Consider the following 15,372-nt stretch of genomic DNA (forward strand, 5'->3'; position numbering starts at 1 on the left):
CTATCCGCGATCAGGCTTCAATGACTCAGGCTTTACACCCTCGCCCTTAGCGGGGGTGCTCCTGACCACGCATAAACTCCAGCCCTTGATGATTTCAGAGAGCACTATCACCCCCAACATCATCAGCGGGTTGTAGTTCGGAAAAAAATACGCGCCGATCAGAAGCACGGAAAAAGACGGCACGACAAACACCAAGCGCAAAGGAATCTGCGCAAGCCCCAGCCACTTGGCTTCTTTGCGCTGAAACAAAAACAGGAAAGCGCTGACGACTATCGACAGCTGCAAACCCCAATTGATCATCACCATAACCACAGCAGTGGTTCCATGATCCTTGAACACTTCAGTCGCCGCAGTCAGGTCATCCCAGAACGGAGTCTTGCCCAGCCGTACACTGCTCGTGACGTACCACAACAAATAGAGCGCATCGAGCCCGCCCCAAAACTGCCAGATCCGGGTCCGGCTCAACTTCCTGAAAAAAAACATTACCGCTCCTTTTTGTACTCATAGACAACATCAGCGGTCACTGGCTGCCAGTGCCAGGAACTCCCAGAGACAGGCCAGCTGTCTGCCCCTTCAATGAAGCGCTGACTGATATGACGCAACTCGCCATACCGATGAACAGCAGACTGACGTGAAAAATGAAGCTCTTCCTCAGTGAGAGGTACCCACTCTTGAATCAAGGTTCGGGAAGTATTCATAAAATCCTTTCCCTCTCCCAAAAACATCCGCCCCTCCTCGCCAAATGAAGTCAGCCGGTTGGCAAAGACCACTAATGAATTCCTGACACCATCGTAATCAATTCTCTTGAGAACCCATTTACCCGGACCGTCTACCTTCTGAGAATCTGTCGCCACCCTCTCCAGCGTGAGCACCTCACCCTGAACCAATGGCAAATCCGAGGCGGAAAGCTGGCGCAAGGTGTAACTCCCCAAAGAGAACGTCCTGCCCGAGAGGCTTGAGTATTTACCAAACGTATCAGCACTCAGGGGGCTGAAGGGATCATCCGACACTACCAACCAATCACCCAATTCAACTTTTTCCAGAACCTTGCACCGGTCTTGCTCGGTGTAGTTTTGCCCAACTGATAATCCACAAGCCTCAAACAGATCGCGCAGTCCCGTTAACCCCTCTGGATCTGCCAGTGCTCGCTTAACCTCATAAAGCGCAAAAAAAGGACTTTCTATTTGCGTCAGGGAATACCCCCCAACATCTCGATGGCAAACCAGTCGTTTCATGTTCATACCCACATAGAAATACAAAGCGCCAATGCTTCTTCTCAGCACTTGCGCGTTATAGGGTTATGAACAAAACCTGGCTGTCATCCCGCGCCTATTTACCCTCCAGACTTCTCTGAAAGACTCTCGGACACTTAAAAAATACCGTGGAACAGCCTTGAGCTTGCCCTTGGGTAAACCCCTAAAGTGCCGCTCGACCCTCACCACAAAAAAGGACGTTTGCATGCTCACCATCGGTCAAATGGCCCGCTGCCATGGCCTCACCACCAAGACCTTGCGCCACTACGACAGCATCGGTCTGTTCACCCCGGCGCTGACCGGGCAGGACAACGGTTATCGCTACTACAAGCCGGAGCAGATCGGCGTCCTCGGGCGCATTGTCTGGTTGCGGCAGCTGGGCATGGGGCTGGAGGAGATTCGTGGGCTGGCGGACAGCGGCGCGTTGCACAGTGTGTTGAGTCTGCGCCAGGCGTTGCAGGCCCATGCCGGTGAGCTGGAAACCCAGATTGCCCGCAGCCAGAACGTGCTCGGCCAGTTGCAGCGTTATCTGGCGCAGCCCGAACGCAGCCTGCCGGCGCCGCAGACGCCGGTGCGGGTGACGCTGGCGGCGCAGCGCATCATCGGCATGGCCTGGCAGCAGGATGACCAGGGCTCGATTGCCGAGTTGTGGCAACGCTTCGAACCACGGGAGCAGGAGATCCAGCGCCTGGCCGAACCGGTCGGCACTTACGGTATTTGCCAGCCCTTGAGCGACGGTCAGTGGCGTTACGTCGCCGGGCTGCCGGTCAGCGCCGAGGCGCCCTTGGTGGAGGGCATGGTGGAACTGGAAATCCCCGCCCGCCAGTACGCCCGGGTCGAGCACCGCGGCACGGTGCAGACCCTGCCGGAAACCTTCCGCGCCGCCTACAGCGAATGGCTGCCGGCCGCAGGGATGCAGGCCGATGAGGGGGTGGAATTCGAGTACGCCGGGGAGCGTTTTTTCGGGCCGATGCACCCGGACAGCGTGGTCGAACTCTATATTCCGCTGAAAAACTGATGCCCCGATCGGACAAGCAGCCGACCAGATGACAGGTCTCTGTCAGCAAAAGGACTCATGATCCCGCTATGCTCTGTAGCTAATCCACAGCAACAGAGCGAAGGTCCGATGAGTTTCCAGGCGCCAGTGTTGAAACAGATACCAGGCATCCGTCACGAGTTTTCTCGGATCGGGGCACCACTGCCTGCCAACCTGTTCTTCTGCTCCCAGGCCCACACCGGCGAGGTGGTCGAGGCCAGCACCACGCTGCCGAGCGGCATCATCCGCGGCGATGCGGTGTTCACCCGCACCGGCCGGCCTATAGCGGTGATGACAGCCGACTGCCTGCCGCTGCTGATCAGCAGTGAAGACGCCTCGTGGGTCGCCGCGGTCCATGCCGGCTGGAAAGGTCTGCACGGCGGCATCATCGACAACGTGCTGCAACACTTCGCTGCCAAGGGCATCGCCGCCCCTCAGTTGCGCGTGGCGTTCGGCCCCTCGATCAAGCCTTGCTGCTACGAAGTCAGCCCGGAGTTCATTAACACCCTGTCGGCCACCCAAGGCCACCTGTGGTCGCCGGAGCAGACACCCTGGAGCCAGGAGCGCCCCGCGCCACGGCTGCCCCCGGAGATTGCCCTGCCAGCGCCGACCCGGCCGGACTCGCTGTGGTTCGACCTGAGCCTCTATGCCCTGAACCTGTTGCGCGCGGCGGGTATCGATGAGGAGCAGATCGAACACTGCGAGCACTGCACCTACTGTTCCAGCGCGACCCTGGCCAGCTATCGCCGCCGCGGCCACCGGGGCGAGGAGAAGTCCTTCCAGTATTCCTGGATCGGGCGGGCCTGAAACCGCATCTTCAGATTTATCGCGATAGGTCCTTGGCACCGCACCGGGTTAATCTTGCGCGCCCTGTAGACCCACAAAGGAATGATCGTGTCTGACAAGCTCTATGCCCCGCCTCAAGCCCAGCTGGCCACTGCCAGCGACGTGCAGCGCCCTTTCTACGTAGTGTCCAAGACCAAGTTCATGACCCTGTTCATGCTGACCTTCGGCCTCTACCTGCTGTACTGGGCCTACAAGAACTGGCAGCAGTTCAAGCAGGCCAGCGGACAACCCATGTGGCCCATCGCCCGGGCGATATTCATGCTGTTCTACACTCACGCGCTGTACCGGGCAGCCGATGTCCAGATCAAGAAAAGCGGTCGCCGTTATGACTGGCTACCGTGGAATCTGGCCACCCAGTTCGTGGTGATGTTACTTATCAGCAAAGGCCTCGACGGCATGGTCAAAAGGAATACCGGTTATCCCCTAACAGACATAGCCAGTCTGGCCCTGTTGCCAATCCAGGCGCTGGTGACCTTCAAGGGCCAGCGCGGCCTCAACGAAGCCGCTGGCGACCCACTGGGTGCAAGCAACGACCGGCTCACCCCGCTCAACTATGTGGTTATGGTGCCAGGCGCACTAGTCTGGGCCCTGATGCTGTATGGGCTGTTACTGCTCGTGAAGTAAACCTGGGCCTCAAACGCTCACATACACCCACGCCTCGATCCCGGACTGCAGCACCACGCTCACGCGTTTGTAGTCCGCCACCTCGTAGCTGTCCGCCGCGGCCAGCTCCTGGGCAGTAATGCGAAACACCGTCCCCGGGATCGGCGCACTGGCCGCACTGCCCGGGCGCAGGATCGGGTGATGGGTCTTGCCGCTGGTGGCCAGCACCTGGGGGTCGGTGATCTGCACCCAGGCCTGTTCATACCCCGGCAGCGCGTCCGCGCTGCCCTCCAGCTCGCGACCGAAGTTGGCCAGTTGCACGGCCTTGTCCTGCAAGGTGCCGTAGGAAAACAGGTACTGCGACGCTTCAGTGGCAACGCTCATTGTTCACTCCGGAACTCAGCGGCTGATTTTCAATGCCTGGCGCGCCGCATGGCGCTCCAGCGCCAACTCGATCAGGCGACTGACCAGTTCGCTATAGGTCATGCCCGCGGCCTGCCACAGCTTCGGATACATGCTGATGCGGGTGAAGCCGGGCAGCGAATTGATCTCGTTGATCAGCACTTCGCCGCCCTGGGTCAGGAACACATCGACCCGCGCCAGCCCCGAACAGCCCAGCACCTGGAACGCCTCGACGGCCAGGGTGCGAATGCGCTCGCTGACCTCTTCGCTGAGGTCCGCCGGCACCACCACCTGGGCCGCCTGGTCGTCGATGTACTTGCTGTCGTAGGAATAAAAACCGCTGCCGACCACGATTTCCCCACAACCGCTGGCGATCGGCCGGTCGTTGCCCAGCACCGCGCATTCGATCTCGCGACCGCTGACCGCCGACTCCACCAAGACCTTTTCATCGAAGCCCAGTGCCAGCTCGATGGCCGCGTGGTATTCCGCCGCGCTGGTGACCTTGCTCACGCCCACGGACGAGCCCTGGTTCGCCGGCTTGACGAACATCGGCAGGCCCAGCTTGCTTTGCGCCAGGGCAAAGTCGGTGCGCGCCGCGGTGGCCCGGTTCAGGGTGATAAAAGGCGTCACCGCCAAGCCGGCATCGCGCAGCAGGCGCTTGCTGATGTCCTTGTCCATGCACACCGCCGAACCCAGCACATCGGAACCCACGAACGGCAGGTCGGCCATGCGCAGCAGGCCCTGCAGGCAGCCGTCTTCGCCGAGGGTGCCGTGGACGATGGGGAAAATCACATCGACGTGGCCCAGCAGTTCCTGGCTGGAGGTTTCCACCAGTTGCTGGCTGGCCTTGCCCGGCACCACCGCCAGTTCGCGGTTGGACCGGTTGAGGGCGATCAGCGCCGGGTTTTCCTGGTTGATCAGGAAGTTCGAGGTGTCGTTGAGGTGCCAGTGGCCGTTCTTGTCGATGCCGATCAGCACCGGCTCGAAGCGTTCGTGATCCAGCGCATCGACGATGTTGCGCGCCGATTGCAGCGACACTTCGTGTTCGGCCGAACGGCCACCAAAAATAATCCCGACCCGCAGCTTGCTCATGGTTTGTTCCCGTTAAAAAAGTGGTTCAGCGCTTGTATCGGACCGCTCAAGCCGGCTGATGTCGCAGGTGAATCAGCGCCACCCGCTGATTCTGTTTGTTCCGGCGCTCTTCGATGGCGAACGGCACGAAACCGAGCTTGGGATACAGCAGCAGGCCCGCCACGTTGTCATTGAAGCAGGACAGGGTCACCTGCGCGGCCTGGTGCTTGTCCCGGGCGATGCGCAGCATTTCGCCGATCAACTGCCCGGCGACCCCGGCGCCACGGGCCTCGGGATCGACGATGACATTGCCGATGGTGCAGGTGCCGTGGGTGCCCCATTGGTAGAAGTTGGCGAAACCCAGCACCTGGCCGTCCCGTTCGATCACTGTCGAATCAGAGCGCTGGGCAATGGAGTCGCGCAGTTGCTCGTGGGTCAGCGGCCAGGCGGCCGCCGGGAAAAAGAAAAACAACTCGCCGGGATCCCGGGCAAAACCACAGATCCGTGGAATATCCCGATCCTGCACGGGGCGAAAAGCAAAGCTCATGTCCTGTCTCCTGACCCTGAAAATCCATGGCGTGCGCCCAGCCCCGACTTCAGCGATTGGCCACCAGATGGGCGCCGAACAGCAGGTAGCAACTGCCGGCAAAACGGTCCAGCCATTTGCGTGAACGACTATAGACGGCAGCCATGCGGCTGCTGGCGAAGAACAGCGCGACGCAGCAGTACCAGGTGAACGACAGCGAAGCCATGGTGAGCACGGCCAGGGCCAGCAGCAACGGCGGCGGTGACGCCGGCATCGAGGTGGCAAAAATGGTAGCGACGAACAGCGCCGACTTGGGGTTGGTCATATTGCCGAGAAAGCCCAGGCGATAAGCCGAGAACAGGCTGCGGCCCGACCCGCCAGGCAAGCCATTGCCCGCCCCGGTCGGCGCCGGCTTGCGCCTGAACTGCTTGAGGCCAAGGTAAATCAGATAGCAGCCGCCGGCGATCTTGAAAGCCAGGTACAAGGCCGGTGCCGCGCTGAACAGCGACTTGATCCCCAGGCCACCGGCCAAGCCCCAGAGCACCGTGCCAGTGGCGACGCCCAGCGCGGCGGTCATGCCATGCCGGCGCGAGCAACTGGCGGCCAATTGCGCCGTGGTAAAAAAGTTCGGCCCCGGCGTGACCACGGCCACGGTCCAGAGCAACGCCAGCGACAGCAGCGGGCCGGCATACAGCCAATGTTCAAGCGCCATGACACAGACCGCCTTTTGTCACATGAGGGGGGACGCTGACGCTACTCCACCTCGGGCTCATGGATCAACAGGTCGCCCGACTGACTCTCCAGGTATTGGCAGATCGCGTCCAGGGTCAAGAACCGCAGCCCCTTGGACTTGACCTTGCGTCGGGTCCGTATCCCGCCCGGCAGAACGACATTGGACATAGCACTCCCGCCCTACCCCCGGGGCTATGCTGAAAGTAATGGAGGCCATTGGAGAACGCTCATGAACGGTTTCCTGGTGATTTTCTTCACCCAGCAGAATCGCCGCTACCACGGCAAAATGCTGGGGGACTGGCTCGTCGACCTGGCCAATGAACTGGGCCTGCGCGGCGCGACCATGAGCACCGCCATCGAAGGCTTCGGCCACACCGGCCGGCTGCACTCCGCCCACTTTTTCGAACTGGCCGACCAGCCCATCGAGGTCCGCCTGGCACTCACCGAAGAGGAGTCGGCCCGGCTGTTCAAACGCCTGGAGGACGAGGACATTGCGCTGTTCTACATCAAGACGCCGATCGAGTTCGGCACCCTCGGCAAAGAGGCCAAGGAAGCCGACGCGGGCGGATGATGCGCTGAAGACAGGTACGCCCTCCTGGGTTACCGTACTGGCCTGACGTTGTGTCGAGGACAGTTTCATGGGCAAGCCCGCCCCCCGCAAAGACTGGGTCCACCGCGCGCCTCCCGCCCGGGGGCTGGAGCGTATCGAGGCGTTTTTCGCCGGGCATGGCTACGACCTGCACCGTCACGACACCTACGCCATCGGCCGCACGCTGTCCGGCGTGCAGAGTTTCCAGTACCGCGGCGGCTGGCGCCATAACCTGCCGGGCGGGACCATGGTGCTGCATCCGGATGAAGTGCATGACGGCGAAGCCGGCACCCAGGACGGTTTCCATTACCGCATGCTGTATATCGAGCCGGCGCTGATCCAGCAGATCCTCGGCGGCCAGCCGCTGCCCTTCATCAAGAACGGCCTGTCCACCGACCCACGCTTGTTCGCCGCCACCGACACCTTGCTGCGCAGCATGGACGGCCCGCTGGACCCGCTGGAACAGGAAGACGCGCTGTTCGATCTGGCCCATGCGCTGAATGCCGTGTCCGGCGTTTCCCGGCCGGCGCAGCGCTTCGACTATCATGCCGCGGAGCGGGCGCGGGAATACATGCACAGCGCCCTGGACCAGAGCATCACCCTCGACGAACTGGCCACCCACAGCGGTCGCGACCGCTGGAGCCTGTCGCGGGACTTTCGCCTGCTGTTCGGCACCAGCCCCTATCGCTACCTCACCATGCGCCGCCTGGACCTGGTGCGGGCGCTGTTGCTGCAAGGCCAGTCGCTGGTCAGCGCGGCGCTGCTGGCCGGCTTTACCGACCAGAGCCACATGACCCGGCAATTCAGCAAGACCTACGGCCTGCCGCCGGCGCGCTGGCTGAAAATGCACGGCCGCTGAACCCCGCCCGGCACGCACAATCGTACAAGAACCGCAGCACCGCGCTGATTACCGTAGAGGCCCGATCACCTCTTTACGGAGCCGCAGCATGAACCCAGCCAACACCACGCCCATCACTTACCAGAGCCTGAATTTCGCCTACAAACTCAGCCTGTTCGACGACCACTGGCAAGCCCGTGTCATCGCCGAAATGAACGACTACCAGTTCAAACTGGTGAAGCTGCAAGGGGACTTCATCTGGCACGACCACCCGCACACCGACGAGACCTTTATCGTCCTCGAAGGCCAACTGCGCATCGACTTCGCCGACGGCCAGGTGACCATCAACCAGGGCGAGATGTTTGTCGTGCCCAAGGGCATGAAACACAAGCCGTACGCCGAACAGGAGGTCAAGTTGCTGCTGATCGAACCCAAGGGCGTGCGCAACACCGGTGAAGAAGGCGGCGAACGCACGGCCGCCAATGATGTGTGGATCTGAGCTCTCCGCTGACTCAGCCTGTAGCCGCTGCCGAGCACCGCGAGGCTGCGATCGGCAGCGCAGCGGCCGTAAAGACGGGCGATGCGTTCCTCTAAGGCAAACCGCATGCGCAGGATTGGCGAGGACTGCGTCCTCGTTCGCAGCCTCGCGGTGCTCGGCAGCGGCTACAGCACCGTCATCGGCTGCCACTCAACCGCGTTCGGCGGCTGCCGCCAGGCCTTGGCCTGTCGGCACCCGCAAACGCAGGGCCAGCAACGCCCCCAGCAGGGCGAGCAAGGCGCTGGCGCCCACCGCCTGCTCGATGCCGACGGCCTGTGAGCCGCCCAGCCCGGCGTTGGCCAGCGACACCAGCAGCGCCAGCCCCAGCGCCCCGCCGATCTGCTGGCTGGTGGAGGCAATGCCCGCCGCCACGCCCTGCTCGCCCGGCGCGATGCCCTGCCCGGCCGAGACCCACATGGCGGTCCAGGTCATGCCCTGGCCGATGCTCAGCACCACGATGCCCGGCATCAGGCTCCAGAACCCCGCCCCGTCGGGCAGCGCCACATACACCCCGCCAATGCCCAGTGCGCCCAGGAGCAAGCCGCTGACCAGGGTCGCCCGCAGCCCGAAGCGCAGCAACGAACGTTCGGCCAGCCAGATGCCCACGGTGCACAGCAGCGTCGCCGGCAAAAACGCCACGCCGCTTTGCAGCACGCTGTAGCCATAGACCTGCTGGAAATACAGGGCGAGGAAGTAGTACTGCACGCCGAAGCTGCTCATGAACAAGGCCGTAAGGAACATCGCCAGGCGCAGCTCGCGATGGGCCAGCAGGCGCAGCGGCATCAGCGGGTCGTGGCCACGCTGTTCGATCCACACGAACACCCCGAGCAGCAACAGCGCCAGCGCCCCGCAGCCCAGGGTCGCCGGGGCGCTCCAGCCCCATTCCGGGCCCTGGACGATGGCGAACACCAACAGCGTGCCGCCCACCGTCACGGTCAAGGCGCCGCTGAGGTCGAAACGCCGGCCACGCTCGCGCTGGCCATCGGCCGGAATCCAGCGCCGGGCCAGCAAGGCACAGGCCCCAGCCAGCGGAACGTTGACCAGAAACACCGCCTCCCAGCCCCACCATTGGGTCAGCACGCCACCGAGCAACGCGCCCAGGGCCAGGCCCGCCGCCGAGGCCGCGCTCCACACCGCGAACGCCCGGTTGCGCGCCGGCCCTTCGGGGTAATGGCTGTTGATCAGCGCCAGCGTCGCCGGGAACAGCATCGCCCCGCCGACACCCTGCACCGCCCGCGCCAGCACCAGCAGCAGTGCGCTGCCGCCCAGGCCGCCAGCCAGCGAAGCCAGGGCATACAGGCTTTGCCCGACGATATAGAAACGCCGCTTGCCCAGCAGGTCGGCCGCCCGACCGCCCAGCAGCAGGAAGCCGCCGAAGGCCACGCTGTAGGCACTGACCACCCATTGCAGCTGTTGCGCGGAAAACCCCAGGTGGCTGCCGATCTCCGGCAAGGCGACGAAGACGATGGTCGCGTCCAGGGCGATGATCAGCTGCGCACTGGCCAGCAGGAGCAGCATCCAGCCTGACGGCCTGACTGAAGAGGTGGCGGGCATCACGTCGAGTCCTTGTGTGGAAAATAAAGGGGGGATGAATCAAGGACCCTCAGTTTCTTTGATGCCGATTAGATGATAAATACCGTCATTGCTCTTTCAGTGATGACTTTAATCATGGATCTGAACGCCGTTCGTTTGCTGGTCCGGGTCGCCGAGACCCGCAGCTTTACCCGCGCCGCCGGCGATCTGCGGCTGACCCAGTCCGGCCTGTCACGGGCCATTTCGCGCCTGGAGCAGCAACTGGGCGTACGCCTGCTGCAACGCAACACCCGCAGCGTCAGCCTGACCCCGGACGGCCAGCTGCTGGTGGAGCGCGCCGCGCCGCTGCTGGCCGAACTGGCGCAGACCGAAAGCCTGCTGCTGGACCGTCGCGACTCGCCCACCGGGCTGCTGAAAATCAGCACGCCGTCGCTGTTCGGACGCAAGGTGGTGATGCCGCTGATCGGACGCCTGACCGAGCAATACCCGGACCTGAGCATCGAGGCGGTGATGACCGATCGGCTGGTGGACATCGTCGACGAAGGCTTCGACGCCATCCTGCGCACCGGCGAGATCCAGGACCAGCGCCTGATCGCCCGGCCCCTGGCGCCGCTGCGTTGGGTCACGGTGGCGTCCCCGGACTATCTGGCGCGCCATGGCACGCCGCAGACGGTGGAAGAGCTGCAACAGCACAACTGCCTGACCGTGCGCAATTTGCGCAGCGGGCGCCTGGTGGACTGGCAGTTCATGCGCGACGGCAAGGTGCGCGATGTCAGCGTGCCCAGCCGGCTGATCTTCGATATCGGCGACGCGCTGGTGGACGGTGTGCTGGGGGGCTTCGGCATCGCCCAGTTGATGAACTTCGCCGTCGAGGACGCCCTCGCCGACGGCCGCCTGGTGCCGATCCTGCAGGCCTTTTCCGGACGCAGCCGGGCACTGTCGCTGGTCTACCCGCCGTCGCGCCAGTACTCGCCGAAACTCAAGGTCTTCGCCGACGCCCTGAACACCGTCAGCTGGTAAGCCGCGCCTGTAGCCGCTGCCGAGCGAAGCGAGGCTGCGTTCGAGGACGCAGTCCTCGCCAAACCTGCGCACGCGGTTTACCTGGATGAATGCGGCGCCTGGTTTGGCGACCGCTGCGCGGTCGATCGCAGCCTCGCGGGCTCGGCAGCGGCTACGGGTGGTAGCGGCGCAGGCGATTCACGACGCCAGGGTCTTGCCGTCCAGCGCATCGCCAATCGTCAAGAAATGCCCGCCCGCCACATGGTGCAGGGTGCGCAAGGCATCGTGCCCGGTGAAATGCCAACGGCCGTCGCTGAACACTCGCTCATCGGCCTGGGCGGCGATGACCTCGCCGAGGAACAGGTCATAGCGTTCATGGTTGTGCGGTTCCGGCAGCAACCGGCATTCGAGCCAGGCCACGCAACCCTCGAGCAGCGGCGCGTCGATCAGCTCGCCGGCGAAGGTCGGCAGGCCATAGCGCTCGAACTTGTCGCGGCCCTGGTCGCGGTTCAGCTCCAGGCCGGAAGTGGAACCCACGGTCTGCGCGATATCGACCTGGGCGGCGCACGGCACGTTGAGCACGAAGGTGCCGGAGGCTTCCAGCAGTTGCCGGGTCCAGGTGGATTTGTCGAGCACCACGGCGACTTTCGGCGGCTCGAAATCCAGCGGCATGGCCCAGGCCGCGGCCATGATGTTGCGCTGGCCGCCATGGGTGGCGCTGACCAGCACGGTCGGCCCGTGGTTGAGCAGACGGTAGGCCTTGGCCAGCGGAACCGGACGACGATGGGATGGGCTCATGGGTAAGGCTCCAGGAGAAAAACGTCGATTGTAGCGACATCCCGGTTCGGCACAGCAGTCGGGATTGGGCAATTTCCCTGGACAATCCATCCAGATTGACCGGGCTTATCCCTGACTTGCGGCTGCTTAGACTGGGCCTTCACCTCACAGGCTGAAGGATTTTTTCCATGGCAGACCATTCTTTGAAAAACAAAGTGGCGTTGATCGCCGGTGGCGCGAAGAACCTGGGCGGCCTGATCGCCCGGGACCTGGCCGCCCATGGCGCGAAGGCCATCGCCGTGCATTACAACAGCGCCGCCAGCAAGGCCGACGCCGACCGGACCGTGGCGGCGATCAAGAACCTGGGCGTCGATGCCCACGCCTGGCAGGCCGACCTGACCGCCGCCGCGGCCGTGGAGCAACTCTTCAGCGACGCCAAGGCGCATTTCGGCAAGATCGACATCGCCATCAACACCGTGGGCAAGGTCCTGAAAAAACCCATAGTCGAGATCAGCGAAGCCGAGTACGACGACATGTTCGCGGTCAACTCCAAGAGCGCGTTCTTCTTTATCAAGGAAGCCGGCAAGCACCTGGAGGACCACGGCAAGCTGGTGTCGCTGGTGACCTCGCTGCTCGGCGCCTACACGCCGTTCTATGCCGCCTACGGCGGGGCCAAGGCACCGGTGGAACACTTCACCCGCGCCGCCTCCAAGGAATTCGGCGCCCGCGGCATCTCGGTGACCGCCGTGGGCCCTGGGCCGATGGACACGCCATTCTTCTACCCGGCCGAAGGCGCCGACGCCGTGGCTTACCACAAGACCGCCGCGGCGCTGTCCGGCTTCAGCAAGACCGGCCTGACCGACATCAAGGACGTGGTGCCCTTCATCCGTCATCTGGTCACCGACGGCTGGTGGATCACCGGCCAGACCCTGCTGATCAACGGCGGCTACACCACCAAGTGAGGCCCGGCCTTCTGATCGACGGTTGTCATCGACCCGAGTAATCCGCCAAGGGGCGAGGTAGATTGGCGTTTGCGAAAGGCTTGCGTAGGAGCGAGGCTTGCCCGCGATCAGGGGCTGTCTGACACAACGCTATCGCGGGCAAGCCTCGCTCCTACAGAAAATACGCACCACACGCCTCGGAACAACGCCCCATTCATGGATAAGCTCGAGCAGTACCGTGTATTCATCCAGGTGGCTGACATGGGCAGTTTCATCAAGGCCGCGCACGCCCTTGAACTGCCCCGGGCTACCGTCTCGGCAGCGGTACAGCAACTGGAAACCGCCCTCGCCACGCGCCTGTTGCACCGCACCACGCGCCAGGTTCAGCTGACCGCCGACGGCGCGGTCCTGCTGGAGCGCGCGCGTCTGTTGCTGAGCGATGCGGTGGAACTCGAGCAGCTGTTTCACACCCGTCAACTGGACGTCTGTGGCCGGCTCAATATCGACGTGCCCAGCCGCATTGCCCGGCGCCTGATCGCCCCCGCCCTGCCCGAGCTTTTCGCCCGCTACCCCAGCCTGAAGCTGGCGCTGGGCTCCACCGACCGTTCCATCGACCTGGTGCAGGAAGGCGTGGATTGCGCGATCCGTGTCGGCGCCCTGCGCGATAGCAGCCTGATCGTCCGGCGCCTGGGCCACCTGGCCCTGATCAATTGCGCCAGCCCTGACTATCTGGCCCGGCACGGCCAGCCACAAACGCCGGGCGACCTGGCCGACGGTCACTGGATGGTCGGCTACGGCTCCCCCAGCACGGGCCGCGAACTGCCCTGGGAATACCTGGCCGAAGGTCACGAGCTGGAACTGAATTTGCCCAGCCGGGTGATCGTCAACAACGCCGAAAACTACATCGCCTGCTGCAGGGCCGGGCTGGGCCTGATCCAGATCCCGCGCTTCGACGTGCAGTACCTGCTCGACCGGGGCAAACTGGTGGAAGTCCTGCCCGGTTTTCGCCCCGCGTCCATGGCGATCTCCGCGCTCTATCCCAATCGCAACCATCGCTCGCGCCGGCTGAACGCCTTTATCGAATGGTTCGAAACCCTGATCGCGCCCCATCTCGAAAACGACCGGCAGGACTGACAGCGGCCCCACCCAGGCTGCTGGCTGCAGCCAGCCCATCAGCCGGACAATTGATGGGCGAACTGGCCGACGGCGCTTACCACCTTCTGCGCGCCGTCCTGGATCTCGACGATCACCGTGCCGGCTTCGGCGGCCAGGCCCAGGCCCTGCTCGGCCTGGGTCTTGCCGTCGGCCATCAGCACCACCGCGTCGCGGGCCATGTCCTGGTTGCGCCGGACCACGCCGACGATTTCGTCGGTGGCCTTGCTGGTGCGCGAGGCCAGTTGCCGGACCTCGTCCGCCACCACCGCGAAGCCGCGCCCCTGGTCACCCGCGCGGGCCGCTTCGATGGCCGCGTTGAGCGCCAGCAGGTTGGTCTGTTCGGCAATGTCGCTGATGGTCTTGACGATGCTGCCGATCACCCGCGACTGCTCGTTCAGCGCCTCGATGCTGTCGCTGGCCTGCTGCATGTGGGTCGCAAGGTCGCGCATCACCTGCACCGCTTCGGTCACCACCGAGGACCCGCGCTGGGCGCTGCTGTCGGTCTGCTGCGAAATGGTGTAGGCGATCTCCGCGGCGTCGGCGACGGTCTGCTCCTGCTTGACCTGCTCGGTGATCACCGTGGCGAATTTCACCACCTTGTAGAGCTTGCCATTGGCATCGACCACCGGGTTGTACGAGGCATCGAGCCAGACCACGCGGCCGAGACTGTCGATGCGCTTGAAGCGGTCGGCGACGTAGTCGCCGGCATTCAGCCGCTCCCAGAACACCTTGTAGGCCGGACTGTTGTACTCCTGCGGCTCGCAGAACAGGCTGTGGTTCTGGCCCAGGATCTGCTCGAGGCTGTAGCCCATGCAGCTCAGGAACCGCTCGTTGGCGGTCAGTACCCGGCCCTTGAGGTCGAACTCGATCACCGCGGTCGAACGCAGCAGGGCCGCGATCAGGTTGTCATGCTCGCAGGCGGTTTCCACGGTTTCGGTCAGGTCATTGGCGATCAGGGAAAAGGACCTGAGTTGCCGCTCGGAGTTGAAGATCGGCTGCAGGATCACCCTCAGCCAGGCGTCATGACCGTCACCACGACGCAGACGCAGGGTATCGTCGAAAGGCTCGCTGCAGGCCAGCGCCGTCATGAAACGCGAGTGCGCCTCTTCGGGCCGGGCATCGTCCGGCAGCAGATTGTCGATGGGCCAGCCCAGCAGCGCCTCGGGGGAATAATGCATGCCCTGGGTGAAATTGCGGTTCGCCACCAGGATCCGGCGCTGCGGATCGAGATCGACACTGAGCTGGGTGCGCTCGAAACCTTCCTTGACCTGCTCGAGCGCACGAAACTCCTCACCCAACGCGAGGAGCTTCTGATTCAAACGTTTATTGAACATGGATACACCGATAGCCTGTGATTGGAGACTGCAGCAGCCTCACCATCGGCGTTGGAAACGCGTTCTTGACGCGCTCAAGGCTCTTTAGGATTTATCTTCCATAGAGACAGGAAACTTCCTAACCACCCGCGCAGGGCGCGCTGGCGTTGGAGCAGATCGTGGCCGTCGAGCTGGCGGCCACTCGATACCCGACGTCATG

19 protein-coding genes and 1 pseudogene are annotated in these 15,372 nt (G+C 63.4%); 9 read left to right on the top strand and 11 right to left on the bottom strand.

Annotated elements, in window-relative coordinates; all coding sequences use genetic code 11:
- Both AC07Y9_RS20040 and AC07Y9_RS20045 read right to left on the bottom strand, forming a co-directional pair.
- The gene (locus AC07Y9_RS20040; RefSeq protein ID WP_081359787.1) at positions 1-483 is read right to left on the bottom strand and encodes a hypothetical protein; all 483 of its coding nucleotides are present in this window, start codon (positions 481-483) and stop codon (positions 1-3) included.
- On the bottom strand, positions 483-1,235 hold the full coding sequence (locus AC07Y9_RS20045) for a hypothetical protein (RefSeq protein ID WP_146021759.1): 753 nt from the start codon (positions 1,233-1,235) through the stop codon (positions 483-485). Before AC07Y9_RS20045 ends, AC07Y9_RS20040 begins: the two co-directional genes overlap by 1 nt.
- A gap of 223 nt (positions 1,236-1,458) precedes the next feature.
- Between AC07Y9_RS20045 and AC07Y9_RS20050 the strand changes: the two genes are divergently transcribed.
- The 3 genes from AC07Y9_RS20050 to AC07Y9_RS20060 all read left to right on the top strand — a co-directional run bounded on the left by AC07Y9_RS20050 (position 1,459) and on the right by AC07Y9_RS20060 (position 3,759).
- A complete protein-coding gene (locus tag AC07Y9_RS20050) occupies positions 1,459-2,271 on the top strand; it encodes a MerR family transcriptional regulator (RefSeq protein WP_102679682.1) in 813 nt (270 codons plus the stop codon).
- A 108-nt stretch (positions 2,272-2,379) separates the two neighbouring features.
- Positions 2,380-3,096 (top strand): purine nucleoside phosphorylase YfiH/LACC1 family protein, encoded by a 717-nt coding sequence (locus tag AC07Y9_RS20055; protein WP_102679683.1) that lies wholly within the window; start codon positions 2,380-2,382, stop codon positions 3,094-3,096.
- Between the two features lie 87 nt (positions 3,097-3,183).
- Entirely contained in the window at positions 3,184-3,759 is a 576-nt protein-coding gene (locus tag AC07Y9_RS20060; protein ID WP_102679684.1) for a hypothetical protein, read from the top strand.
- A 9-nt stretch (positions 3,760-3,768) separates the two neighbouring features.
- Here AC07Y9_RS20060 and AC07Y9_RS20065 read toward each other — a convergent pair whose 3' ends face one another.
- Genes AC07Y9_RS20065 through AC07Y9_RS20085 form a run of 5 tightly spaced genes read right to left on the bottom strand, consistent with a single transcriptional unit; the run spans position 3,769 to position 6,637 of the window.
- Entirely contained in the window at positions 3,769-4,122 is a 354-nt protein-coding gene (locus tag AC07Y9_RS20065; protein ID WP_009045601.1) for a gamma-glutamylcyclotransferase family protein, read from the bottom strand.
- Between the two features lie 15 nt (positions 4,123-4,137).
- Positions 4,138-5,232 carry a D-alanine--D-alanine ligase gene (gene ddlA / locus AC07Y9_RS20070; RefSeq protein WP_102679685.1) on the bottom strand — a complete coding sequence of 365 codons (1,095 nt, stop codon included), beginning with the start codon at positions 5,230-5,232 and terminating at the stop codon, positions 4,138-4,140.
- Positions 5,233-5,278: 46 nt separating this feature from the next.
- Complete coding sequence (locus AC07Y9_RS20075) at positions 5,279-5,758, bottom strand: GNAT family N-acetyltransferase (RefSeq protein ID WP_102679686.1); 480 nt, start codon at positions 5,756-5,758, stop codon at positions 5,279-5,281.
- Positions 5,759-5,807: 49 nt separating this feature from the next.
- Positions 5,808-6,449, bottom strand: a complete 642-nt coding sequence (locus AC07Y9_RS20080; protein ID WP_102679687.1) for a LysE family transporter — start codon at positions 6,447-6,449, stop codon at positions 5,808-5,810.
- 41 nt (positions 6,450-6,490) lie between these two features.
- Positions 6,491-6,637: a helix-turn-helix domain-containing protein gene (locus tag AC07Y9_RS20085; protein ID WP_102679688.1), complete on the bottom strand. Its 147-nt coding sequence runs from the start codon at positions 6,635-6,637 to the stop codon at positions 6,491-6,493.
- Between the two features lie 61 nt (positions 6,638-6,698).
- Here AC07Y9_RS20085 and AC07Y9_RS20090 point away from each other — a divergent pair, with 61 nt between their 5' ends.
- The 3 genes from AC07Y9_RS20090 to AC07Y9_RS20100 all read left to right on the top strand — a co-directional run bounded on the left by AC07Y9_RS20090 (position 6,699) and on the right by AC07Y9_RS20100 (position 8,395).
- The gene (locus AC07Y9_RS20090) at positions 6,699-7,040 is read left to right on the top strand and encodes a DUF190 domain-containing protein (RefSeq protein WP_102679689.1); all 342 of its coding nucleotides are present in this window, start codon (positions 6,699-6,701) and stop codon (positions 7,038-7,040) included.
- Between the two features lie 67 nt (positions 7,041-7,107).
- On the top strand, positions 7,108-7,917 hold the full coding sequence (locus tag AC07Y9_RS20095; protein ID WP_102679690.1) for an AraC family transcriptional regulator: 810 nt from the start codon (positions 7,108-7,110) through the stop codon (positions 7,915-7,917).
- Between the two features lie 88 nt (positions 7,918-8,005).
- A complete protein-coding gene (locus AC07Y9_RS20100) occupies positions 8,006-8,395 on the top strand; it encodes a cupin domain-containing protein (protein WP_009045608.1) in 390 nt (129 codons plus the stop codon).
- 189 nt (positions 8,396-8,584) lie between these two features.
- Here AC07Y9_RS20100 and AC07Y9_RS20105 read toward each other — a convergent pair whose 3' ends face one another.
- Positions 8,585-9,988: an MFS transporter gene (locus AC07Y9_RS20105; RefSeq protein ID WP_102679691.1), complete on the bottom strand. Its 1,404-nt coding sequence runs from the start codon at positions 9,986-9,988 to the stop codon at positions 8,585-8,587.
- Between the two features lie 114 nt (positions 9,989-10,102).
- Here AC07Y9_RS20105 and AC07Y9_RS20110 point away from each other — a divergent pair, with 114 nt between their 5' ends.
- Positions 10,103-10,987 (top strand): LysR family transcriptional regulator, encoded by an 885-nt coding sequence (locus AC07Y9_RS20110; RefSeq protein ID WP_102679692.1) that lies wholly within the window; start codon positions 10,103-10,105, stop codon positions 10,985-10,987.
- Between the two features lie 177 nt (positions 10,988-11,164).
- Here the strand turns inward: AC07Y9_RS20110 and AC07Y9_RS20115 are convergent, their stop codons facing one another.
- Complete coding sequence (locus AC07Y9_RS20115) at positions 11,165-11,764, bottom strand: flavin reductase family protein (RefSeq protein ID WP_102679693.1); 600 nt, start codon at positions 11,762-11,764, stop codon at positions 11,165-11,167.
- Positions 11,765-11,931: 167 nt separating this feature from the next.
- Here AC07Y9_RS20115 and AC07Y9_RS20120 point away from each other — a divergent pair, with 167 nt between their 5' ends.
- Both AC07Y9_RS20120 and AC07Y9_RS20125 read left to right on the top strand, forming a co-directional pair.
- On the top strand, positions 11,932-12,705 hold the full coding sequence (locus tag AC07Y9_RS20120; protein ID WP_102679694.1) for an SDR family oxidoreductase: 774 nt from the start codon (positions 11,932-11,934) through the stop codon (positions 12,703-12,705).
- A gap of 195 nt (positions 12,706-12,900) precedes the next feature.
- The gene (locus tag AC07Y9_RS20125; protein ID WP_053262645.1) at positions 12,901-13,818 is read left to right on the top strand and encodes a LysR family transcriptional regulator; all 918 of its coding nucleotides are present in this window, start codon (positions 12,901-12,903) and stop codon (positions 13,816-13,818) included.
- Between the two features lie 38 nt (positions 13,819-13,856).
- Here the strand turns inward: AC07Y9_RS20125 and AC07Y9_RS20130 are convergent, their stop codons facing one another.
- Together AC07Y9_RS20130 and AC07Y9_RS20135 are read right to left on the bottom strand one after the other, a co-directional pair.
- Positions 13,857-14,417, bottom strand: coding sequence for a methyl-accepting chemotaxis protein (locus AC07Y9_RS20130; protein WP_256580935.1), 561 nt, complete (start codon positions 14,415-14,417; stop codon positions 13,857-13,859).
- Positions 14,400-15,173, bottom strand: a pseudogene (locus AC07Y9_RS20135) (PAS domain-containing protein); the annotation flags it as partial. The gene AC07Y9_RS20130 and the pseudogene AC07Y9_RS20135, both read right to left, overlap by 18 nt.
- Between the last annotated feature and the right edge of the window lie 199 nt (positions 15,174-15,372).

The organism is Pseudomonas sp. GW456-L12 (assembly GCF_059424045.1).

Excerpts from the sequence above, each read along its gene's own strand:
- AC07Y9_RS20085 (WP_102679688.1), bottom strand. The coding sequence starts at position 6,637 with ATGTCCAATGTCGTTCTGCCGGGCGGGATACGGACCCGACGCAAGGTC.
- AC07Y9_RS20055 (WP_102679683.1), top strand. The coding sequence starts at position 2,380 with ATGAGTTTCCAGGCGCCAGTGTTGAAACAGATACCAGGCATCCGTCAC.
- AC07Y9_RS20045 (WP_146021759.1), bottom strand. The coding sequence starts at position 1,235 with ATGAAACGACTGGTTTGCCATCGAGATGTTGGGGGGTATTCCCTGACG.
- AC07Y9_RS20040 (WP_081359787.1), bottom strand. The coding sequence starts at position 483 with ATGTTTTTTTTCAGGAAGTTGAGCCGGACCCGGATCTGGCAGTTTTGG.
- AC07Y9_RS20125 (WP_053262645.1), top strand. The coding sequence starts at position 12,901 with ATGGATAAGCTCGAGCAGTACCGTGTATTCATCCAGGTGGCTGACATG.
- AC07Y9_RS20110 (WP_102679692.1), top strand. The coding sequence starts at position 10,103 with ATGGATCTGAACGCCGTTCGTTTGCTGGTCCGGGTCGCCGAGACCCGC.
- AC07Y9_RS20090 (WP_102679689.1), top strand. The coding sequence starts at position 6,699 with ATGAACGGTTTCCTGGTGATTTTCTTCACCCAGCAGAATCGCCGCTAC.
- AC07Y9_RS20050 (WP_102679682.1), top strand. The coding sequence starts at position 1,459 with ATGCTCACCATCGGTCAAATGGCCCGCTGCCATGGCCTCACCACCAAG.
- ddlA (WP_102679685.1), bottom strand. The coding sequence starts at position 5,232 with ATGAGCAAGCTGCGGGTCGGGATTATTTTTGGTGGCCGTTCGGCCGAA.
- AC07Y9_RS20100 (WP_009045608.1), top strand. The coding sequence starts at position 8,006 with ATGAACCCAGCCAACACCACGCCCATCACTTACCAGAGCCTGAATTTC.
- AC07Y9_RS20065 (WP_009045601.1), bottom strand. The coding sequence starts at position 4,122 with ATGAGCGTTGCCACTGAAGCGTCGCAGTACCTGTTTTCCTACGGCACC.
- AC07Y9_RS20120 (WP_102679694.1), top strand. The coding sequence starts at position 11,932 with ATGGCAGACCATTCTTTGAAAAACAAAGTGGCGTTGATCGCCGGTGGC.
- AC07Y9_RS20115 (WP_102679693.1), bottom strand. The coding sequence starts at position 11,764 with ATGAGCCCATCCCATCGTCGTCCGGTTCCGCTGGCCAAGGCCTACCGT.
- AC07Y9_RS20080 (WP_102679687.1), bottom strand. The coding sequence starts at position 6,449 with ATGGCGCTTGAACATTGGCTGTATGCCGGCCCGCTGCTGTCGCTGGCG.
- AC07Y9_RS20075 (WP_102679686.1), bottom strand. The coding sequence starts at position 5,758 with ATGAGCTTTGCTTTTCGCCCCGTGCAGGATCGGGATATTCCACGGATC.
- AC07Y9_RS20105 (WP_102679691.1), bottom strand. The coding sequence starts at position 9,988 with ATGCCCGCCACCTCTTCAGTCAGGCCGTCAGGCTGGATGCTGCTCCTG.
- AC07Y9_RS20095 (WP_102679690.1), top strand. The coding sequence starts at position 7,108 with ATGGGCAAGCCCGCCCCCCGCAAAGACTGGGTCCACCGCGCGCCTCCC.